Below are 20,020 nucleotides of genomic sequence, written 5' to 3' on the forward strand. Positions count from 1 at the left end.
GCCATGGGGGAGGGCAACATGGACAAGCAGCAAGGGGAAGGACTCGATGGAAAACAATCCGTACGCCGCACCGGCGGCCGTGGTCGACGATGCAAGCGCGTGGGACGCGTATGACCTGGAGAACCGCAAGGCCGGGCGTGGCAAGCGTCTGGGTGCCGCCTTGCTGGATGGCGTGGTCAGCCTGATCTGGCTGGCGCCGGTGTTCTGGGCCGGTTACATGGCACTGGACGTCAGGAAGGGGATCAAGCCCGCCGGGCCGATGGTCGCGCTGATGCTGCTGGGCCTGGCCCTGATGGTCACCATCATCGTGGTGAATTGCCTGATGCTGCACCGGAGCGGGCAGACCATCGGCAAGCGTGCCGTGGACATCGCGGTGGTGCGCACCGACGGCAGCCGGATCGGCCTGGGGCGCTACATTTTCCTGCGCGTGGTGCCGGTGCTGATCCTGGGCATGATTCCGTTCGTGGGCAAGGCGATCAACCTGATCGATCCGATGATGATCTTCGGCAAGGACAAGCGCTGCCTGCACGACCTGATCGCCGACACCATCGTCGTCGACGCTTGATGATCGATACCGTCCGCGAGATCGAGACGCCGGAAGGCGTCTCGCTGCGCCTGCGTGCAGCCGGCGCGCTGCCCCGTGCGCAGGCGTGGATGGTCGACCTGCTGCTGCGCTTGGCGATCTTCTTCGTGGCGTTGATCCCGCTGGCGGCGTTCGGCAAGGGCGGCAACGGGCTGGCGATGCTGGTGATGTTCGCGTTGCTGTGGGGCTACTCGGTGGTGTGCGAGGTGTGGCTGGGCGGGCAGACGTTCGGCAAGCGCGCACTGGGCCTGCGCGTGGTCAATGCCGACGGCACGCCGGTGACCTGGCTGCCGTCGGTGGTGCGCAACCTGCTGCGGGTGGTGGATGCACTGCCGGGCGTCTACGGCGTGGGCCTGGCCTGCACCCTGATCGATCCGCACGCGCGGCGCCTCGGCGACATCGTGGCCGGCACCATGGTGATCCACGTCGCGGACCTTCCTGCCGGCCAGGAGATTCCCGCGTTGACCGCGGTGCCGCTGCCGCTGGTGCTGGCCAGCGACGAGCAGGCCGCGCTGGTCGAGTTCGCCGAGCGCGCCGGCCAGCTCACCGTGCAGCGCCAGGAAGAACTGGCCAACCTGCTGACGCCGCTGACCGGGCAGCGCGACACCGGGGCGATCCGCCAACTGGTGGCGCACGCCAACTGGCTGCTGGGGCGGGCATGAAACAGGAACGCTTCGTCGCCCTGCACAGCCGCGAGTGGGACCACCTGCAGTCGTGGCTGAATGCGCTGGACCGGCAGGCGAAACGCACCCTGCGCCAGGAGCAGGCGCTGGATTTTCCCGCGTCGTATCGGCGCATCTGCCATCACCTGGCGCTGGCCCGCGGTCGCGGCTACAGCCATGAAGTCACCGAGCGCCTGCAGCGCATCGTGCAGCAGGGGCATCGCGTGCTGTACCAGCCGCCGGCGCCGCGCTGGCATCGCGTCATCGCGTTCCTGGTCGCCGGCTTTCCGCGGCTGGTGCGGGCGCAATGGCGCTGCATGCTGGCGGCGGCGGTGCTGTTCTACGTGCCGGCGCTGGTCACCCTGGTGCTGATGCAGCTGCGCCCTGAGCTGGCGCACACGGTCTTCAGCAGCGCGCAACTGGCGCAATTCGAGAAGATGTACGACCCCGCCAACGCGCAGATCGGCCGCAGCAGCGGCACCGACCTGCACATGTTCGGCTTCTACGTGATGAACAACGTCAGCATCGCGTTTCGCTCGTTCGCCTCGGGCCTGGTCTTCGGCGTCGGCGCGATCTACGTGCTGGGCGCCAACGGCCTGCTGATCGGCGGCGTCGCCGGGCACCTCACCGCGATCGGTTATGGCGGTCCGTTCTGGCGTTTTGTCGCCGCCCATTCCGCCTTCGAGCTGACCGCGCTGGTGATCGCCGGCGGTGCGGGCCTGCGGCTGGGGCTGACCTTGCTGTCACCGGGTCGCCAGCGCCGCGGACCGGCCCTGGTCGCGGCCGGCTGGATCGGGGCGCAGCTGGCCCTGGGCGCGTTTGCGATGCTGGTGGTGGCGGCCTTCGTCGAGGCGTACTGGTCGTCGATCGCCAGCCTGTCCGATGCGGTGAAGTTCGGCAGCGCCGCCGTGTTGTGGGTGCTGGTGCTTGGCTGGTTGTGGCGTGGCGGCAGGGCGGGCAGGCATGGAGCTTGAACGGATCAGCGTGGTGCTGCGCCCGCGCGTGACGCGCGAGGCGGTCGATCTTGGCGCCGCCATGCTGCGCGCCAACGCGCGCGCGGTGTGGTCGGCGTGGTTCGCCTTCACCCTGCCGGCGTTCGTGCTGTGCAATGCGCTGGGCCTGCTGCTCGACCTGCCGTGGCTGGGCTGGGTGCTGGTGTGGTGGCTGAAGCCGCTGTTCGACCGGGTGCCGCTGTACGTGCTGTCGCGTGCGGTGTTCGATCGCGCGCCGGGCTGGCGCGAAACCTTGCGTGGCCAGCGCCAGTGGAGCTGGCGCAGCACGCTGGCCGGGCTGACCTGGTTGCGCATCGACAGCAGTCGCGCCCTGCGCCTGCCGCTGGATCTGCTCGAAGGCGCTACGCGGCAGCAGCGCTCGGCGCGCTGGAAGGTGCTGCGCAAGCGCATCGTGGGCGACGTCAGCCTGCTGACCTATGGTTGCCTGCAGTTCGAGCTGGTGCTGTTCCTCAGCTTCTGGCTGTTCGCGTGGCTGCTGATTCCCGACGAATGGCGGCCGGAGTCGCTCGGCGAGTTGTTCCGCGGCGGAACGCAGGGCGTCTCGACCATCTGGATCGTGCTGGGCGCGGGCGTGGCCTACCTGGCGATGAGCGCGATCGAGCCGTTGTACGTCGCCTGCGGATTCGCGCTGTATCTCAATCGCCGCACGCAACTGGAGGCGTGGGACATCGACCTGGCATTCCGCCGCATGCGCACGCGCATCGAGGCGCTGGGCAAGGTGCTGGGCGTGCTGCTGTGCGTGGGCATGCTGCCTTCGCTGCATGCGCAGGCGAGCCCGCGTGCACAGGCAAGCGTCAGTGCGCCGGAAAAACCCATCGCCACCAGCGTCGAGAAGGTGTTCGGCACGCCGCCGGCCGGCGACGGAAGGCGCTTCGCCGAAGCGGCCGCGCAGGTCTATCGCGACCCGCGCTTCGGTGGCGAACACACGACGCGCGGCTGGCGGCTCAAGCATCCGTGGCAGACGGAACGCCAGCAACAGGAGATGCCGTTCCCCGCGTTGGGCCAGTGGCTGTCGGCGATCTTCAAGGGCCTGCTGTGGCTGCTGCTGGGCGCTGCGCTGGTGACGCTGGGCTGGTTTGCCTGGCGCTGGCGTGGACGCTGGCAAGCCGAGCCGGAAGAGCCGGCGGCGATGACCTCGTCCAGCCTGTTGCCCGGCGATGCGGCCGAGCTGCCGCTGCCCGACGACCTGGCCGCGGCCACCCGCGCGCTGTGGCAGGCGCAGCGCAGGCGCGAGGCGCTGGCCCTGCTTTATCGCGGCTGCGTGGAACACACGGCGCAGCTGCTGCAACTGCCACCGTCGAAGGATGCGACCGAGTCGGACTGGCTGCACCGCGCCGGCGCGATCGAGGATGTCGCGCGTGCGCAGCGGGTGGTGGCGATCGTGCGCACCTGGCAGTTCGCTGCCTACGCCGGCCGCTATCCGGATGACGCCACCATCGAGCAACTGCTGACGGGCTGGCCCGCGCAGGCGGGAGCACCGGCATGAATCGCCGGACGCTGACCCTCGTCCTGGCCCTGCTCGGCGCGGTACTGCTGTTGCTGGCCGGCTTCTTCGCCACGTTCGAACGCCGGGACGTCGTCGAAACCACGCCAGCGCATGGCGAGGCCCGCTACAACCGCTTCTTCGCCCTGCAGGAAACCCTGCGGCGGCTGGAGCTGCCCGCGCGCTCGCTGACCACGCTGGACCCGAAGCATCTTGCTCTGCAGCCCGGCGACACCTTGCTTCTGGGCGACGACGCCAGCCGGGTCGATGTCGCCGATGCGGCGCGCATCGCCGCGTGGGTGCGCGGCGGCGGCCTTCTGCTGCTGTCGCCGGGGGCGGCAAGCGGTGCGCGCACACCGCTGTTCGATGCGCTGGGCCTGCTCGATCCGCATCCGGGCGAATATGCGTGCAGCGCTTTCGATGATGCGGAAAACGGCAAGGACGACGACAAGCTGCGCCTGTGCGGCGCCCGTTTCCTGCTGGCCGGTGCCGCCGCCACGGCGGTCGAGGCTTCCATCGGCGATGCGCAAGGCGGCTACCTGTTCGCGCGCACCCGGCTGGGCAAGGGCAGGGTGAGCCTGCTGGCCAGCTTCGCCCCGATCTCGCGCGACAAGCTGAAGCGGGCGGTGGCGCAACAGTTCGCCTGGGGCTTGCTGGAACCGAATCGCGGGCGCGGCACGCTCTACATCGTGTACGCGCTGGATGGTCCGTCGTTCCTGACATTCCTGTGGCTCAAGGGCTGGCCCGCGCTGCTGGCGCTGGCCCTGCTGCTCGGCGCGTGGATGGCGATGCGCAGCGCGCGGCTGGGTCCGCTGATGCCCGCGCCGGCGCTGCATCGGCGTGCGCTGCTCGAACACGTGCACGCCGCCGGCGAGTTCGTCTATCGCCGCGACGGCGGCCGCAGCCTGCACCGGCTGGCCAGCGACACCGTGCTGGCGCGCCTGCGCCGACGCGACCCGGCCTGCGCCATGCTCAACGGCGATGCGCTGTACGCCCGCCTGGCCGAGCGCAGCGCGCTCGACGCCGCGCAGATCGCGCAAGCCTTCCAGTCACCCGCGAACGCCCAGGCCTTCCGCACTTCCATCATCACCCTGGCCCGACTCAGGAGCCGCCCATGACTACCGAAACCCTCGCTACTCCGGTCACGCCGCCGGCCCCGTTGTCGATCGCCGAACTGGGCGAGCAGACGCGCGCCCTGCGCGGCCAGGTCACCCGCGCCTTCATCGGCCAGGGCGACGTGTTCGACCAGGTGCTGCTGGCCCTGCTGGCCAGCGGCCACGTGCTGATCGAAGGCGTGCCCGGCCTGGGCAAGACCTTGCTGGTGCGCGCACTGGCCGCGTCGGTCGGCTGCACCTTCGGCCGCGTGCAGTTCACCCCCGACCTGATGCCGGCCGACGTCACCGGCCATGCGATCTACGATCCCAAGGCCGAGCGTTTCCAGATCCGTCGCGGCCCGGTGTTTGCCAACCTGCTGCTGGCCGACGAGATCAACCGCGCGCCGGCGAAGACCCAGGCCGCCCTGCTCGAATCGATGCAGGAAGGCCAGGTCACCATCGAAGGCCGCCGCTTCGCGCTGCCCGAGCCGTTCATGGTGGTGGCCACGCAGAATCCGATCGAGCAGGAAGGCACCTATCCCTTGCCCGAGGCGCAGCTGGACCGCTTCCTGATCAAGGTGGTCATCGGCTATCCCGGCCTGGAAGACGAGCGACGCATGGTGGCCAGCGTGGTCAACGGCAAGATCGCCGCCGACCTCGACGTGTCGCAGGTGCGCCCGGTGCTGAGCCAGGCCCAGTTGATGGCGGTGCAGAAAGCGGTGGCGGCGATCCGCATGGACGAGGCGGTCACCGACTACGCCGTGCGCATCGCCCGCACCACGCGCGAGTGGCCGGGCGTGATCGGCGGCGCCGGTCCGCGCGGCGGGCTGGCGCTGGCGCGACTGGCACGCGCCCACGCCGCGGTCGACGGTCGTGATTTCGTCACGCCCGACGACGTGCGCGCGGTGGCCTTGCCGGCGCTGCGCCATCGCCTGGTGCTGGCGCCGGAGGCGCTGATCGAGCGGCAGCGGCCCGACGACGTGCTCGCCGCGCTGCTGCACAAGGTGCCCGCGCCGCGCCAATGATGCGACCTGCTCCGCTACTGCTGTGGGTGCTGCTGGGCTGGACCGTGCTCAGCGTGCTGGCCAGCCTTGGCTGGCTGCCGCTGTCCGCGTGGCTGGCCGCTGCCGTCGTGATCGCGCTGTTCGCCCTGGTCGACGTCCTGCGCCTGCGCCGGATGCCCTCGCCCGAACTGCAGCGCGACGTGGTGCCGGTGATGCCGCTGGGTCCGCCGGCCACGGTCAGCCTGCGCCTGCGCGGCGGCACGCGGCGGACGCAGGCCTTGCGCCTGCACGACCTGCATCCGGGCGGCTGGGTGGTCCATGGCATGCCGCGCGACGTGCGCCTGCCGCCGGGACGGGATCTGCTGCTCGACTACAGCGTGATCCCCGATGCGCGGGGCCAGTTCGTCTTCGACGGCTGCCACGTGCAACTGCGCTCGCCCTGGCGTGCATGGACCGCGCGCCGCGTGATCGGTGCGTCGTCGACCGTGCGCGTGTATCCGAACTTCGCTTCGCTGGCCGAGCTGGCGGGACTCAGCGTGGAGCTGGCCTCGCGCAGCGTGGGCGCGCGGCTGCAGCGGCGTCGCGGCGAAGGCACCGAATTCCAGGAACTGCGCGACTACCGCGTCGGCGACAGCCTGCGCAAGATCGACTGGAAGGCGACTGCACGCAGCAGCCGGCTGATCTCGCGCGAGTACCGCGACGAGCGCAACCAGCAGGTGGTGCTGATGCTGGACTGCGGCCGCCGCATGCTGGCGCAGGACGACCAGCTGGTGCATTTCGATCACGTGCTGAACGCATCGCTGGCGCTGGCCAGCATCGCGCTACGCCAGGGCGACGCGGTCGGCATGCTGGCCTGCACCGGCCAGCAGCAACGCTGGCTGCCGCCGCAGCAGGGCAGCCTGGGCATGGACATGCTGCTCGGTGCCGGCTACGACCTGCAGGCACTGCCCGAAGCCACCGACTACCTGGCCGCGGCCAGCGCGCTGCAGGCGCACCAGCGCCGCCGCGCCCTGGTCGTGCTGATCACCAACGTGCGCGATGAGGACGACGTGGAACTGCGCGCCGCGGTCGGCATGCTGTCCAAACGCCACCTGGTGATGCTGGTCAGCCTGCGCGAACTGGCGCTGGACCGCGCCGCCAGCGAGCCGGGCGAAGAACTCGAAGACAGCATCCGCAGCGCCGCCGCGATGCACTACCTGGCCGAGCGCGACCGCGTGCATGAATCCCTGCGCCGCGAAGGCGTCAACACCCTCGACGTCAGCTGCAGCGAACTGTCCGGCGCGCTGATCGAACGGTACCTGGCATTGAAGCGGAGCAGTCGGCTTTGAGTGGTGGGGAGGCTATGCATCTATGCGCCGCGCCTTCGTCAGGCGATATGACAGAACTGGGGCTGCACTTGAGATGCGCTGAGCTGAGAGGCGACCAGGCAGGCCTGCCGTGATGGCGCCGGTCACGAGTAGGCTAAGCCGTTTAATTGCCTCCGTTCCCTTTGTTCGGTAACGTGGTGAGTAGTGCCGCCGGACAATTGACGCCGAGCGATTTGGCTAGTAAGGGTAAAGGTCAATGAATACTTGGGCTAAGTTGATCCTTGTTTCAGTTCTCTTCGGTCTTTTGGCGTCTTTTATTGTAGTTCTTATGGCTAACTTTCGAGGTTATTTTCACGACATGGGTTCGGTGCACTTCTCTATTGATCTTGTGATTAGAGAGTTTGGCAAGTGGTTTCTATTCATGGGGGGTGGTGTTTTGTTTTTTTGCTCATAAGCGGGGCGCGACGAAAAAATAGATAATAAATCGCCACGTTAAATGATATGTGAGATTAATTTAAAGGGGCGGAGGTAATTAGATCCCGGTTCTTTTGATCTTTCCCGCTCGCGCAGGTTTTCAGCGCTTGGCATGTTCCACCGCCCCTGGTGCCTTTGACGTGCCGATCCAGCGCCGCGTGCCGAGTTGCTGGTCGATGCTGTTGGCCAGTTGCTCGATGCGCGGGCGTACCGCTTCGGCGACCGAGAAATTAAAGGGGCGTGGCTAATTGAATTCGAACATTGCCAGGCAGAGCGAACCACCTGGCAGGCTCAATTGGCAACGCCCCATTCTGCTGAATGACTGTCAACGATGCAGGATAGTGGTGGCTACCATGAAAAAGATACTTTCGGCAGTCATCCTGACGATGATCATGCCATTGACGACACCGCCATTCGCAACATATGCAAGCCAGACAGGTGGCGAGATTAATGGGCATGGTCAACAGTCCATTTTGGCCCGGATTAAAGCCTTAAAGGTTACGTCGGCAGGCGAGGAGCGAGTCCGTTTGGCCAGAAGTTTGTCCGAGTCGGTTTCTGCAATGAGTGTTGATGCTCGAAATTCAGTCAGTGATGCCGAGCTTCGCGCGCTGTCTAGCTTGCTGCCTGATCCCAATGATGGTGTCAAGATGTATGCCGCGGTTGCATTGGGAAACATTGGGCCTAGGGCTGTCGGCTACGTGCCAGATTTGCGAGCGGCGCTAAAAAGCGGTGAATTTCCTCCATCAGGACAAGTCGGTTCACAGTTGGGTTCCGAATCGGCGATTTATAAGGCAATTGAGAAAATAAAGAAATAAACCGGAATGGGTTTGGGTTACTCTGATTTGTTCGCAATTCGACCGCCATGGCCAACAGTCCCAACGTGGCTTATTTTCGATGAGGCAGCGTACCGTTGCTTCGGCTGAATCAGAGGGCGAGTTTAATGGGCGGGGGTTCTTGTAGGAAACATATGACAGCCTTCCTGTTCCTGAGGACTGGTCGAGAGGTGAACATATGATTTTCGCCACCTTGCTTATGCTTGCGGCAACGTCATCAGGCGAAGCCAGTTTCGACTGTGGAAGGCACGCGGAACATCTGCTTGTCGATAGAACAGGCTCGCTTATTGTCCACTCCGCGGTAATGGAGCTACCCATTGGCGAAATGTCATCAGACGGTGACGCTTTGGAATGTGTTCGGCTGAACTTTTCCATCGATTCGAATGGCGTTCCAATCGATATCTCCATTGCGGAGTCGACCAAAAATATTGGGGTGGAAATGGCTGCTGTCAGGGCTGTACAAAAGTATCGGTTCAGAACTGAGGCATTTGGCAGGTTCAGAACTTACAGCCTGGTTTTTTTTGTCAGATCCAATCGCGTTATTGAATGGAATGGAATTGATCCCGGGCAGGGGTGAGGCTCAGTTGTCCGCGTTTCCATGCTGCCAGGGCAGCCGCCACGGAGGGCGTGCCCGAAAGTGCCGGCGGACGATGTCCGCCCTACGCGCGGGGCGCCGGCGGCGTCTGCTCAGCGCTCCACGTGTTCCGCCGCGCCCGGTGGTTTCGGCGTGCCGATCCAGCGCCGCGTGCCGAGTTGCTGGTCGATGCTGTTGGCCAGTTGCTCGATGCGCGGGCGTACCGCTTCGGCGGCCGGACCGGTGCAGCCGAAATAGAAGTCCACGCTGCGGCTGCCGCCGGGGCTGTCCACGGTGATCCTGATGCCGGGCTGGTCGGTCATGATCATGCCGCAGCCGCCGCTGCGACTGACGTAGCTGGCCTGCATCGCATCGAAGTCGGCGCGCGCCAGCGCGTCGTGGATCGCGGCCAGCTGGGTCGGAGTGACCTGGCCGGTGGCGTGCATGGTTTGCACGTGGGCCTGGCCGGCGAAGCGCACCTGGCCGTCAGCGGTCACGGTTACACAGCCCAAGGGGATCAGGTTGAGCTGGCCCCTTTGTTTTACCAGAGTAGCGGGGCCAGAGCGCCACATTCGATGCCGGTCAAATTCGCGGAAGCAATCAAGCTATCCATGTGCCTTTTGCCGGAATCATTGATATAGATTCTGACGTCTGCCGTCGAGGGATCTTTGAAGATGGCGGGCTCAACGGGAATCTTCAATTCATTGAACGCCTCCATTTTTACGTCCCCCAGATCGGACATCTCGGAGCGCTCCACATTGACGCAATGGATGATATTGGTGACGTTGTAGAAGTGGCGAACCTCACCACTACCTTGGCAATCGAGCTCCAGCAGTTGTCCGAACTGCAACAAAAACGGGGCCAGCATCATCCTTGCGCGCTCATTGAGAACCAATGCACCAGCGACCATCGCACTGACGTCGGCTGGCGGGCGCGGGTTCTTGCCTCGCGCGCTGTCCGCCAAGCCGACGAGCGGACGATCAAGCCAATTTTTTGGACTTCCATTCGTGTTGAAAAGTCGTTCGAGCATGTCATCCCGGTTTAGAGAGACAACCATGGCGTAGTCTCGAACAGAGGCGCATCGCAGTTCCCAGATCGTCATCTGTCTTCCCCTACTCAAAGCGTCAACACGCCCGACAGCAATTGTGACTTGATCGAGCGTAGACGTACTCGACCCGATTCGACTTCGGTCGCGCGACTCAGCTGATAGAACACCGTGAGGTGGTACGTAGCCGCATGGTGCGGGCTGTGATGTGCGGCATCTGGATAGCCAGGCAGCCCTTTGCCATAGCGAGGCAGGAAGACGCCGTTGTCGGCGTCATTGATGCCGATACCCCACACGAACAGCAGGAGTCGAGAGTTCTCCGCTTCAATGTCGCGTAGCGCGACGATGTGATGAGCACAGACATCAGCGGGCCGAGCCTGCGACGTCGCTTTCGTTACGTTCGTGGATAGGGAGCGACGATGGTTGTAGTCCTTTCGCTCAGCGTTGGCCAACAATACTTCCGCTGAGGTTGGCAGGGTCATACCGTTCCGGTATCTGACACGTGCCTTCTGTTGGCGAACCAACAGCGAGTTTCGAACATCATACGAATTGAAGTTGCGTCCGTTGGATGCAATCCGATTGCTTGCAATGGTCAGATTCAAGATATCCGCTGGAGTGTCCAGGTCGGGCGCAAGCGAAGAGATACTGCCTGTTTTTGTCGACATGGTTCTTCTTCCCTGTGTGGTTGGCATGTCTTGAGCGGCGCCTCAGTTTGCTACAAAAGGCGAAAGGTGTCAGGACAATTTGAACGCATGGGGAAGGCCTATCGACCGCACGGCGGTGAATCAGCCCGTCCTCTCTTCAACTCTCGACCGAAACCGATCTGTCCCCAACACCTTCTGCTGCTGCAAGTGGAGGCGCATCTCTTCGACCAGTTCGTCGGGCAGCACCTCGGTGATCAAAGGGGCCGGAGGTAGTTGAATTCCGCTCTTTGATCGTGGTCTGTCACCATGAGTCGTATATACCTGAAGAGTCGGCGGACGGTGTCTGCCCTACGCGCGGGGCGCCGGTGGCGTCTGCTCAGCGCTCCACGTGTTCCGCCGCGCCCGGCGGTTTCGGCGTACCGATCCAGCGCCGCGTGCCGAGTTGCTGGTCGATGCTGTTGGCCAGTTGCTCGATGCGCGGGCGTACCGCTTCGGCGGCCGGGCCGGTGCAGCCGAAATAGAAGTCCACACTGCGGTTGCCGCTGGAGCTGTCCACGGTGATCTTGATGCCGGGCTGGTCGGTCATGATCATGCCGCAGCCGTCGTTGCGGCTGACGTAGCTGGCCTGCATCGCATCGAAGTCGGCGCGCGCCAGCGCGTCGTGGATCGCGGCCAGCTGGGTCGGGGTGACCTGGCCGGTGGCCTGCATGGTTTGCACGTGGGCCTGGCCGGTGAAGCTCACCTGGCCGGCGGCGGTCACGGTCACGCGATACGCGGGGCAGTTGCCGAAGCAGGTGCTGCGTTCGAGGGTGATGCTGTTTTCAGGCATGGGCTGGGTACCGTCGGCCTGGGCGCGCACGGCGCAGGCGCCCAGCCACAGCATCGAGCCGGCGAGCAGGCCGCGCAGCAGCAGGGTGCAGGCTGGCTTCATGGTGATGCTCCGTGTCGGTCGGGGATGACCAGCATAGCGGCGTGCGATGAAGGCGACGTGCGCGTGGCGTGCGGCACCATCAGTCCTCCTCCGCGTGCGGTTTCCACGCCTCGCTGAGCTGCTTCTGCACGGTGGCCGGCACCGCCTCGTAGTGGCTGAGGTCGAGGCTGTAGCGGCCGCGGCCACCAGTCATCGATTTCAGTTCGGTGGGATAGTCGGTCAGTTCGGCCAGCGGCGCCTGCGCCTTGATCACCAGCTCGCCGCCACGCTGGCTGTCGGTGCCCAGGATGCGGGCGCGCTTGCCGGCCAGGCCGCCGGTGACGTCGCCCACGTTGTGTTCGGGGATCGCCACCTCGATGTTGACGATCGGCTCCAGCACGGTGGGCCGCGCCTTCACCACGGCATCGAGGAATGCCTTCTTGCCGGCGCTGATGAAGGCCACTTCCTTGGAGTCCACCGCGTGGTACTTGCCGTCGTAGACGGTGACGCGCACGTCCTGCAGCGGATAGCCGGCCACGGCGCCGTGTTCCATCGCCTGGCGCACGCCTTTCTCGATCGCCGGCAGGAACTGGCCGGGAATCACGCCGCCCTTCACCGCGTCGACGAACTCGAAGCCGGCGCCGCGTTCCATCGGCTCGACGCGCAGGAACACCTCGCCGAACTGGCCGGCGCCGCCGGTCTGCTTCTTGTGCCGGTGATGGCCTTCGGCGTGGCCGGCGATGGTTTCGCGATAGGCGATCCGCGGCGGATGCGAGTCGACCTCCACGCCGTAGCGCTCGCGCATGCGTTCCAGCATCACCTTCAGGTGCAGGTCGGACAGGCCGCGCACCACGGTCTCGTTGAGCTCCTTGTGGTGCTCGACGCGAAAGCACGGGTCTTCTTCGGCCAGCCGCGCCAGCGCATTGGAAAGTTTCTGCTCCTGGCCCTTGTGCTTCGGCTCCAGCGCCAGCCCGAACATCGGCGCGGGAAACACCAGCGGCGCCAGGCTGATCCGGTCCTCGTCGTGCGAGTCGTGCAGCACCGCGTCGAAATGGATCTCCTCCACCTTGGCCACCGCGGCGATGTCGCCCGGCACGGCGACTTCGATCTCCACATGGTTCTTGCCCTGCACCCGGAACAGGTGGCCGACCTTGAACGGCTTGCGGCCGTCGTCGACCAGCAGCTGGCTGTCGCGGCGCACGGTGCCCTGCCACACGCGGAACACGCCCAGCTTGCCCACGAACGGGTCGTTGACGATCTTGAACACGTCGGCGATCACGTGGGCTGACGGATCGGCGCTGACCGCCAGCGGCGTGCCATCGTCGCGGGCGAACGGTGGCGGGTTGCCTTCGGCGGGATTGGGCAGCAGTCGCGCGGCGAGGTCGAGGAATTCGCGGATGCCCGCGCCGGTGCGGGCGCTGACGAAGCAGATCGGCACCAGATGCCCTTCGCGTAGGCATTGCTCGAACGCGTCGTGGAGCTGCTCCGGCGTGAGCGAGCCTTCGCCGGCATCGAGGTAGCGATCCATCACGCCTTCGTTGATCTCCACCACCTGGTCGAGGATGCGCTGGTGCGCCTCGGCCAGTGACGAGAAATCGGTGGCGCCGTCGCTGTGGAAGAAGCAGTCCAGCACGCGGCTGCCGCGATTGGCGGGCAGGTTCACCGGCAGGCATTCGCTGCCGAACTCGTCGCGCAGCGCGTCGACCAGGGCGGGCAGGTTGGCGCCGTCGAAGTCGATCTTGTTGATCACCAGCACGCGGGCCAGGCCGCGCGCTTTTGCATGCATCATCATGCGGCGCGTGCCGTACTCGATGCCGTTGATCGCGTTGACCACCACCGCCACGGTTTCCACCGCCGACAGCGAGGCCAGCGTGGCGCCGCGGAAGTCGGCGTAGCCGGCGGTGTCGATCAGGTTCACGTGGCAGTCGCCGTGGTCGAGATTCGCCACGCAGCTGTCGATGGAATGGGCGCGCGATTTCTCCTGGCTGTCGCTGTCGGAAACCGTGTTGCCGCGCTCGACGCTGCCGGCGGACTGGATGGCGCCGCCGGCAACCAGCAGCGCCTCGAACAAGCTGGTCTTGCCCACGCCGGCGTGCCCGGCGAATGCGATGTTGCGGATGCTTTCCGTGGAATACGTCACGATGCGACCCTCCCATGACTGGGCGCGGATCGTGCCGGCATCAACCACGGCGCCGCACGAAGCCGCGCTGTAGCGGCTGACAATGGCGGGCCGTCATGGTCGTCCTCGAGTTCGCGGCAGGCGAAGTCAGCGGATCGGGCGGTCATGGCGGAGAGGCGGCGCAAGGCGCCGCCCGCCTAGACTTGAGCCGAGCGGCGTGCGGGTCAAGCTGCACTGCGGGGAACCGCCGCCGTCGCCGGGTGGTCTCAAGCGCCGTGGCGTCGCCATCCCGCCGGATGTGCGCCGCCATCCGGCCGGCCGGAATTCAGTTCCCGCTCGGCATGCTGCCCGCTCCCGCCACGCCCGAGGTTCCGTCATCGCCCGCTCGCCGCTCGCCCAACGCCCGTCGCCGGTGTCCGCCGAGGAGTCGCCGGCGCCGCCGATGCACGAGGCGACCCCGCGCGCCCTGGCGGCCGGGCGTGGCCGCCGCTGGCACGAGCCACGGCGCGAACGCCGCCAGCACTGGCTGGCCCTGCTGCTCGCCGCGTTGCTGCACGGCGTGTTCGTGCTGGTGGTGTGGCAGCAGATGCGTCCACGAATGATCGCCCCGACCACCAGCGCGCCCGCCCAGGAAGCGCTGCAGATCCGCTTCATCAGCAGCGCGCCGGCGAGGGCGACATCACCGGCCCCGGCGTTGCAGGCACCGCCGCGTCCCCGCGCTCCGCTGGCGCCGCGCGAACCGCCGCGAAAGAACGCCATGAGCCTGCAGCTGCCCGCGCCGCCCCCGCCCGACACGACACGGCTGTTCGATGAAAGCGGCCAGCCCCTGTTGCCCGCCCCGGCAAGCAGCACGCCGGTGCCCGACTACGTGCAGCACCTGCCCCAGGGCGACCCGCGGATCATGCAGCACCGCAGTCCGGTCACCTACCAGGCCACGCGCTTCGACCAGGACTGGGGCAAGGGCAACGCCGTCGACAGCGCGCTGCAGAAGCTGGTCGACAAAACCACGGTGAAGAAGACCATCCGGCTTCCGCGCGGCGTGCGCATCCACTGCGCGATCTCGCTGGCCATGCTGGCCGGGGGGTGTGGCGGCGATCCACCGGCGAAACCTTCGGCGAAGGACGGCGACGTGCGCCTCAACATGGCGCCGGCGCGCTCGCTGGACGGGCAGGCGCATGCGCCGAAGCCACCGAGCGAGCAGGCCTGCATCGACATGTATCGCGCCGGCAAGCCGCTGGCCTGGGGTTGCCCGGTGGACACGCCCGATCGTGCCGTGGATGCCGAGCTGCGCGAGCGGGCCGCGAAGGCAGCGCGCGGGCACTGAACCCGCGGCGGCATGAACCTCGCGACGGTCGATCGTCACGCCCATCACGCGCAACCGGGGCGGCGCCCGCTACACTCATCCGATGCCCGCGCCACCGCCACACGCCACCTCCCGACGCGCCGCCAACCCCGCGCAGGTGATGCTGAACTCGCCACTGGCGGCGGCCACTCGTGCACGCGTGTATCACCAGCGCACGCGGCCACGGCCGCGCGAACGCACCCTGCGCATCGTGGCGATGGCGGGCGCCGTGGTGGTGCATCTGTTCTTCCTGTTCGGCTTCGTGCTCGGCCCCGCGTTCCAGGTCGTGCTGCCGCCCGAGCCAAAGCAGGTGCTGTTGCAGGTGCGCTTGATCGAGCCGCCCGAGCCGCCACCGCCGCCACCAGTGCGCGGCACGCCACCGAAAGAGCGCGGGCCGCGCCACCAGGGTCGCGACAAGCGGCCGGCCCGGGTCAGCGAACGCAGCGCCAACGTCGAGGCAGTGGTGACGCCGGCGCCACTCACAGCGGCCGCGCCGCCGGTGGTCGCCAGGGTGGCGAAGGTCAAGGCGCCCAAGCCGAAACCCGTGGCCGCGCCACCGGCACCGGTGAGCCTTCCGCAACCGGCCCCGGCACCCGATCTGCAACCGGTGCCGCTGGCCGGCGAGCCGCCGTCGATCAACCTGCCCACGCCGGTGGTGCAGGCGCCGGTGCCGCCGAAGTTCCAGCCCGAGTCCGTGCGCAAGCCGCAACTGGAAGGCAATCGGCCGATGCCGCCACCGCCTTCGCTGGCGATGCCCGAAGTGCCGCCGCAGGCCGCGCCGCCGATCGCCATGCCGAGCATCGCGCTGGACGTGAGCGTGCCCAAATCCGCAGCGCCGGCCAGCATCACCGTGATGCGTGCCGAGCTTCCCGCCGCGCCGCCGGTGCCCGCATTGCAGCCGGTGCCCCTGCCGGCGCAGGCCTCGCCCATCGTCAATCTGGACGCGCCGCTGAGCGCGCCCCGTCCCACGGTGTCCAACGAAAAGCCCCAGGTGCAGGCGCCGTCGATCGAGGTGGCCGAGGCCGAGCTCGACGCGGTGCCGCTGGCGCCATCGGCACCGGCCGAGATCAAGCCGCAGGCGCCCAGCGAAAAGATCGAGGTGACCGACACGCCGCGGCAAACAGCCGTCCAGCCGTCCATCGAACTTCCCGAACTGAGCGCGCCGCCCACGGTGACCCCGGCCGCCACGCCCGTTCCCGACAGCACGACGGCAAAAGCCGAATCGCCCCAGTCCAAGGCCAGCGACGAAGCGCAACAGCCCGCGCCCACCCCGGCGGACCAGTCGCCGGGGCGCGACGTCAGCCGCGCGCCCGACGCCATCCCGCAAGGCAGCGACCTGGGTGATCCAGGTCGAGCCGATGCCGTCGTGCGCGAACCGGCGGCGGCCGACAGCAGCGCCGCCACGTCGGCCCAAGCGGCGAAGCAGCCGGGCAACGGCAAGCAGGTCGCTGTCGACCAGACAGGCAAGGCACCGACTGCCAGCGACCAGGCTGGCAAGGCGCAGCCCGGCGGCAACCAGCCCGGCGCATTGCAGGGCGTGCAGCAGGGCAGTGCGCAAGGCGAGCCGCAAACCGGCCTGGGCGAGTATGTGCAACTGAAGCCGCATGGCGACACCCAGATCATGAGCCACGGCCGCCCCGACATCGGCTACAAGCCGACCCGCTTCGAACAGGACTGGGCACCCGAAGGCGAAAGTTCGATCGACACCGCGTTGCGGCGCGCGGCGGAGAAGACCCGGGTCACCCACACCTTCCATCTGCCACGCGGCATCCGCATCAAGTGCGCCGTGAATCCCCTGATACCGATCGCGCTGCTGGGCTGCGGCAACCCCGATCCGCCGGCGAAACCGCTGGACCAGAAAATCTACGATCGCCTGAACCTGGCCCCGGCCAATCCCGTGGCCAAGCCGGCGATCGCCGCCAGCAGCGCATCGCCGGCGCCGATGATCAAGTTCGACAACAGCGCCGAATGCGCCGCCGCCCGCGTCGCCGGCAGCCCGCCGCCCCCCGGCTGCGAAGTCATCACGCTGCCGGTCAAACCCGCCGCGCCGGCCTCATCGTCCAGTTCGTGGGTGCCGGCGAGCGACCAGTTCCATTGAGCTGTCGTGGACTGCGGTGGCGCCTTGCTCCAAGGCCCGGAACGCGCCAGCGCGACCGCGTCTTTTTCAGGCGAGGTTTGTCTTCCGTTCGCCAGGATGAACCGGCGTATCCATCCGGTGTAATGGTTCCGATGCACAAGCTGCAGTGTCCGTGCGGCAAACGCCGCCGAACTTCGTCCAGAAGGCAGGTAGGCGCGTTACCGAACCAGCACCTGCTATCACCATCGATTGTGGGGGATAAGACATAGCGCCCCGATTTGTGGGATATGCACAGGAAGAATTACCCGCGGAAGCAGGAGCCATCATCCGGCCAGTCCTGTCGCTCCTCACGATCGGTCCTTGACCAAGCGCAGCCGAAAGCTGAACATCCATTGCATATGCCCCGATATGGGGTCTACTAAGCGTTAGGCTCTCATGACAGACGGCTCTGATCAGTTTGACAATGCAGCCCGGAATCTTTGGGATAAACAAACCCTCCGATTCGGAGAAAGACAACTTGTCATTGCGTGCCTAATCCGCTCGGCTGATTGGCGGCCACTTAAAGCGCAGTGGTGGCGCGGCAAGGAAGTTTGCATCATTGGCGCAGACCTAGATGGCAACTTCTTCCTCCGGCACTGTGATGGTACCGTCAGATTCTGGGATCACAGGGAACTAAAGGATCATGTACTTTCGCCAAGTGTGCGAGATTTCGTGCGATCACTCATGTAGGTGTGCGATTGTCTCGCCTAACAACTCGTTCAAGGCGGACGGCTTCGCCGCCGCTTAACTCCAGCGTTAGGCATCAACGTAATGTCTGTCGAAATCACAGAGTTCCGGCAAATGCTAGAGGCGGGCCAGCGCTACTTGGGTGGCAACTGCTCCATCCAAGAGCTCAACGGCCGTGTCAGCCAGTGCCGTGACGCGGCTCGGTTCTGGGGCGGTCATCCTGCGCTTGCCCGAGTCGTGGACGATTGGTCTCAAGTTGTTGACCGGCGCTGGAATGAATGGGGGCATTCGCCAGGCCCACTTACGGAGCAGCAGTTCAAGTCATGGCTGGGCCAGCAGCTCGTACTGCTTTCGGCCCATGCCTAACATCTCATTCAAGCGGACGGCTGCGCCGCCGCTTAATTCCAGCGTTAGGCGCCACATGAAGGTTCGAGGAAATGGATGACCAAAAGCGCGGCCCTGAAGGTGTCGTCTGCAGCGTTCAAACGCTGGCAAACGGCACGCTCCGTGTCGTCATGGACGATGTTTCCAATGTAGGTGGGTCTGGCAAAGGGCCATGGGAACATCGGGTTTTGGTCACCTGGAAAGACTACGATGCAACCGAGCTCCAGAACCTTGAGTCCTTGTCAGAATCTGAACTAGCAGGGTTTGGCCACTATTTGCTTGCTCGTTTAATGGCAGTCCACGATGCTGGCACCTAACCAGTCATTCGAGGCGGACGGCTTTGCCGCCGCTCAATTCCAGCGTTATGCCCCTTTGAGGCTTTCCGGCAAATGAAAAAGCTACTTGCACCTCTCCTGGCCATCTTTGGCGTTGCAAGCGCAGCCCAACCTCCACCAAAGGTCGAAATGGTGGATACAAAAGCAATTCGCTATACGATGCCAACTGTTGCCGCGGACTCGCTTGAATTTGCTGTTCCAACTCGCGAGTCCTTCGAGGGTGCACCACAATTCCATGAGGATGAGTGGGCTCAATTAGAGTTTTTTCCAAAAGACCGTCTGGAAGAAATCAAGAAGCTCTTAGCTGAGTACAAGCCCTTTGAACAGGCCCATCGGGGGAAATACGGCTGGGATCAAATTTACGCACGTCGTATAGCACGTCGTCCAATCATCGCTGGCTCAGACGCAACTGATCGTCTCGCAGCCACTCTTAACGCAATCCCGACAAATGCCCCGATCCTCCTGACGTCGTCGAGCGCCTTAGGTCAGGTCAAAAACGGATTTACTGTCCCTCTCGCACCAAAGATCAATTTATATGGCCTCAAGAGCGAGAGCGGCATCACAGTTCTAGGCGTCATTCTTGATTCCGGCGCAGACGATTTAACCCTTACTAAGGTCTTTGCCAAACTAAACGCCAAGTACGATTTGATTCTCGTGGATTGGCGTCGTCAAATGGTGCTCGTTGGCGTTCACAGCAACAAAGACATTGACGTTTGGCGTCCGTAGCGGTGCATAACAATTCGTCCAAGCGGACGGCTTCGCCGCCGCTTAACTCAAGCGTTAGACCTTATGTCAGCACTACAACGCATCGCTATTGGTTATCTCGCAATCGTTGTGCTGTCCGCCGGATGGGCCGTCGGTGCCACTGCATTGTTTTTCCACTCGGAGCGCGAGCATCTACTGCCTGGCATCCTGCTTGCCCTTGTAACCTCGCCATCGTCCCTGTCGGTCAGTGCTTTGTATCGCGCATGGCCGGCCTTCTTCTCTCTACAGTTCACGCAAGTCGCCTGGCTCACGCTCTGCGGCGTGTGCCAAGCTGCGGTACTGTTTGCCTTAGGCCGGCGGCGTCCCAAACGCCCCGCCAAGGTCTAACTACTCGTTCAAGGCGGACGGCTTCGCCGCCGCTTAACTCAAGCGTTAGGCGTCGCTGTAACCATGGCACTTAAAATAAGCATTCATGAGTTCCCGCTTTCTGCGCATAGCCTTGTTCGCCTTCTCCGTGAGGGCAAGGATGGCCATGAGGCCAAGTTCTCCGACGAGGCAATTGCCAACTGGTGCTACGAACTCTTCACAGCTATAGACGGCAACCTGTACCTTGGCGATCTCGCTATTCCTGAACCGCCCCGGGTTTTGAGGAGGCTCCAACTCTTGAGAAGATGGAGCCATGAACAAGCCAAACAAGTTCTCACCT

General features: G+C 65.2%; 20 protein-coding genes. 14 read left to right on the forward strand and 6 right to left on the reverse strand.

What is annotated here, in order from left to right; all coding sequences use genetic code 11:
• The first annotated feature begins 46 nt into the window (after positions 1 to 46).
• The 9 genes from AC3A56_RS16030 (at position 47) to AC3A56_RS16070 (ending at position 9,030) form a co-directional block, all read left to right on the forward strand.
• Positions 47 to 565 (forward strand): RDD family protein, encoded by a 519-nt coding sequence (locus tag AC3A56_RS16030; protein ID WP_056715733.1) that lies wholly within the window; start codon positions 47 to 49, stop codon positions 563 to 565.
• A complete protein-coding gene (locus AC3A56_RS16035; RefSeq protein ID WP_056768431.1) occupies positions 565 to 1,245 on the forward strand; it encodes an RDD family protein in 681 nt (226 codons plus the stop codon). The genes AC3A56_RS16030 and AC3A56_RS16035 overlap by 1 nt, the downstream gene beginning before the upstream one ends.
• A complete protein-coding gene (locus AC3A56_RS16040; RefSeq protein WP_007804137.1) occupies positions 1,242 to 2,219 on the forward strand; it encodes a stage II sporulation protein M in 978 nt (325 codons plus the stop codon). The genes AC3A56_RS16035 and AC3A56_RS16040 overlap by 4 nt, the downstream gene beginning before the upstream one ends.
• The gene (locus AC3A56_RS16045) at positions 2,209 to 3,744 is read left to right on the forward strand and encodes a DUF4129 domain-containing protein (RefSeq protein WP_487771008.1); all 1,536 of its coding nucleotides are present in this window, start codon (positions 2,209 to 2,211) and stop codon (positions 3,742 to 3,744) included. Before AC3A56_RS16040 ends, AC3A56_RS16045 begins: the two co-directional genes overlap by 11 nt.
• Positions 3,741 to 4,859 (forward strand): hypothetical protein, encoded by a 1,119-nt coding sequence (locus tag AC3A56_RS16050; protein WP_487771009.1) that lies wholly within the window; start codon positions 3,741 to 3,743, stop codon positions 4,857 to 4,859. The genes AC3A56_RS16045 and AC3A56_RS16050 overlap by 4 nt, the downstream gene beginning before the upstream one ends.
• Positions 4,856 to 5,860 (forward strand): AAA family ATPase, encoded by a 1,005-nt coding sequence (locus AC3A56_RS16055; protein ID WP_056715747.1) that lies wholly within the window; start codon positions 4,856 to 4,858, stop codon positions 5,858 to 5,860. Before AC3A56_RS16050 ends, AC3A56_RS16055 begins: the two co-directional genes overlap by 4 nt.
• Positions 5,860 to 7,167: a DUF58 domain-containing protein gene (locus tag AC3A56_RS16060; RefSeq protein WP_487771028.1), complete on the forward strand. Its 1,308-nt coding sequence runs from the start codon at positions 5,860 to 5,862 to the stop codon at positions 7,165 to 7,167. Before AC3A56_RS16055 ends, AC3A56_RS16060 begins: the two co-directional genes overlap by 1 nt.
• Positions 7,168 to 7,973: 806 nt before the next feature.
• Positions 7,974 to 8,435: a hypothetical protein gene (locus tag AC3A56_RS16065; protein ID WP_487771010.1), complete on the forward strand. Its 462-nt coding sequence runs from the start codon at positions 7,974 to 7,976 to the stop codon at positions 8,433 to 8,435.
• 196 nt (positions 8,436 to 8,631) lie between these two features.
• The gene (locus AC3A56_RS16070) at positions 8,632 to 9,030 is read left to right on the forward strand and encodes an energy transducer TonB family protein (protein ID WP_487771011.1); all 399 of its coding nucleotides are present in this window, start codon (positions 8,632 to 8,634) and stop codon (positions 9,028 to 9,030) included.
• Positions 9,031 to 9,140: 110 nt separating this feature from the next.
• On the opposite strand, the gene AC3A56_RS16075 is transcribed toward AC3A56_RS16070, so the two are convergent.
• From AC3A56_RS16075 to fusA, 5 genes are all read right to left on the reverse strand, one after another.
• Positions 9,141 to 9,524: a DUF6438 domain-containing protein gene (locus AC3A56_RS16075; RefSeq protein WP_487771012.1), complete on the reverse strand. Its 384-nt coding sequence runs from the start codon at positions 9,522 to 9,524 to the stop codon at positions 9,141 to 9,143.
• A 44-nt stretch (positions 9,525 to 9,568) separates the two neighbouring features.
• Complete coding sequence (locus AC3A56_RS16080; RefSeq protein ID WP_487771013.1) at positions 9,569 to 10,129, reverse strand: hypothetical protein; 561 nt, start codon at positions 10,127 to 10,129, stop codon at positions 9,569 to 9,571.
• A gap of 14 nt (positions 10,130 to 10,143) precedes the next feature.
• Positions 10,144 to 10,737 carry an AHH domain-containing protein gene (locus AC3A56_RS16085; protein ID WP_487771014.1) on the reverse strand — a complete coding sequence of 198 codons (594 nt, stop codon included), beginning with the start codon at positions 10,735 to 10,737 and terminating at the stop codon, positions 10,144 to 10,146.
• 355 nt (positions 10,738 to 11,092) lie between these two features.
• Positions 11,093 to 11,647, reverse strand: a complete 555-nt coding sequence (locus AC3A56_RS16090) for a DUF6438 domain-containing protein (RefSeq protein ID WP_487771015.1) — start codon at positions 11,645 to 11,647, stop codon at positions 11,093 to 11,095.
• Between the two features lie 79 nt (positions 11,648 to 11,726).
• Complete coding sequence (gene fusA, locus AC3A56_RS16095) at positions 11,727 to 13,766, reverse strand: elongation factor G (RefSeq protein ID WP_487771016.1); 2,040 nt, start codon at positions 13,764 to 13,766, stop codon at positions 11,727 to 11,729.
• A 421-nt stretch (positions 13,767 to 14,187) separates the two neighbouring features.
• Between fusA and AC3A56_RS16100 the strand changes: the two genes are divergently transcribed.
• The 5 genes from AC3A56_RS16100 to AC3A56_RS16120 all read left to right on the forward strand — a co-directional run bounded on the left by AC3A56_RS16100 (position 14,188) and on the right by AC3A56_RS16120 (position 19,701).
• Positions 14,188 to 15,069, forward strand: a complete 882-nt coding sequence (locus AC3A56_RS16100; RefSeq protein WP_487771017.1) for a hypothetical protein — start codon at positions 14,188 to 14,190, stop codon at positions 15,067 to 15,069.
• Between the two features lie 82 nt (positions 15,070 to 15,151).
• Positions 15,152 to 17,185, forward strand: a complete 2,034-nt coding sequence (locus AC3A56_RS16105; RefSeq protein WP_487771018.1) for a hypothetical protein — start codon at positions 15,152 to 15,154, stop codon at positions 17,183 to 17,185.
• Between the two features lie 1,142 nt (positions 17,186 to 18,327).
• Positions 18,328 to 18,591, forward strand: a complete 264-nt coding sequence (locus tag AC3A56_RS16110; RefSeq protein WP_487771019.1) for a hypothetical protein — start codon at positions 18,328 to 18,330, stop codon at positions 18,589 to 18,591.
• 72 nt (positions 18,592 to 18,663) lie between these two features.
• A complete protein-coding gene (locus tag AC3A56_RS16115) occupies positions 18,664 to 19,335 on the forward strand; it encodes a hypothetical protein (RefSeq protein WP_487771020.1) in 672 nt (223 codons plus the stop codon).
• Between the two features lie 63 nt (positions 19,336 to 19,398).
• Entirely contained in the window at positions 19,399 to 19,701 is a 303-nt protein-coding gene (locus AC3A56_RS16120) for an SCO4225 family membrane protein (protein ID WP_487771021.1), read from the forward strand.
• 45 nt (positions 19,702 to 19,746) lie between these two features.
• On the opposite strand, the gene AC3A56_RS16125 is transcribed toward AC3A56_RS16120, so the two are convergent.
• On the reverse strand, positions 19,747 to 20,020 hold a 274-nt coding region (locus AC3A56_RS16125; RefSeq protein ID WP_487771022.1), incomplete at its 5' end, for a hypothetical protein.

Source organism: Rhodanobacter sp. Soil_C_14, from assembly GCF_057657335.1.

Bases quoted from the DNA above. Each gene is read 5' to 3' on its own strand.
- AC3A56_RS16080 (WP_487771013.1), bottom strand. From the start codon at position 10,129: ATGACGATCTGGGAACTGCGATGCGCCTCTGTTCGAGACTACGCCATG.
- AC3A56_RS16060 (WP_487771028.1), top strand. From the start codon at position 5,860: ATGCGACCTGCTCCGCTACTGCTGTGGGTGCTGCTGGGCTGGACCGTG.
- AC3A56_RS16035 (WP_056768431.1), top strand. From the start codon at position 565: ATGATCGATACCGTCCGCGAGATCGAGACGCCGGAAGGCGTCTCGCTG.
- AC3A56_RS16105 (WP_487771018.1), top strand. From the start codon at position 15,152: ATGCCCGCGCCACCGCCACACGCCACCTCCCGACGCGCCGCCAACCCC.
- AC3A56_RS16085 (WP_487771014.1), bottom strand. From the start codon at position 10,737: ATGTCGACAAAAACAGGCAGTATCTCTTCGCTTGCGCCCGACCTGGAC.
- AC3A56_RS16065 (WP_487771010.1), top strand. From the start codon at position 7,974: ATGAAAAAGATACTTTCGGCAGTCATCCTGACGATGATCATGCCATTG.
- AC3A56_RS16050 (WP_487771009.1), top strand. From the start codon at position 3,741: ATGAATCGCCGGACGCTGACCCTCGTCCTGGCCCTGCTCGGCGCGGTA.
- AC3A56_RS16100 (WP_487771017.1), top strand. From the start codon at position 14,188: ATGCACGAGGCGACCCCGCGCGCCCTGGCGGCCGGGCGTGGCCGCCGC.
- AC3A56_RS16030 (WP_056715733.1), top strand. From the start codon at position 47: ATGGAAAACAATCCGTACGCCGCACCGGCGGCCGTGGTCGACGATGCA.
- AC3A56_RS16070 (WP_487771011.1), top strand. From the start codon at position 8,632: ATGATTTTCGCCACCTTGCTTATGCTTGCGGCAACGTCATCAGGCGAA.
- AC3A56_RS16090 (WP_487771015.1), bottom strand. From the start codon at position 11,647: ATGAAGCCAGCCTGCACCCTGCTGCTGCGCGGCCTGCTCGCCGGCTCG.
- AC3A56_RS16110 (WP_487771019.1), top strand. From the start codon at position 18,328: ATGGATGACCAAAAGCGCGGCCCTGAAGGTGTCGTCTGCAGCGTTCAA.
- AC3A56_RS16120 (WP_487771021.1), top strand. From the start codon at position 19,399: ATGTCAGCACTACAACGCATCGCTATTGGTTATCTCGCAATCGTTGTG.
- AC3A56_RS16055 (WP_056715747.1), top strand. From the start codon at position 4,856: ATGACTACCGAAACCCTCGCTACTCCGGTCACGCCGCCGGCCCCGTTG.
- AC3A56_RS16045 (WP_487771008.1), top strand. From the start codon at position 2,209: ATGGAGCTTGAACGGATCAGCGTGGTGCTGCGCCCGCGCGTGACGCGC.
- AC3A56_RS16040 (WP_007804137.1), top strand. From the start codon at position 1,242: ATGAAACAGGAACGCTTCGTCGCCCTGCACAGCCGCGAGTGGGACCAC.
- AC3A56_RS16115 (WP_487771020.1), top strand. From the start codon at position 18,664: ATGAAAAAGCTACTTGCACCTCTCCTGGCCATCTTTGGCGTTGCAAGC.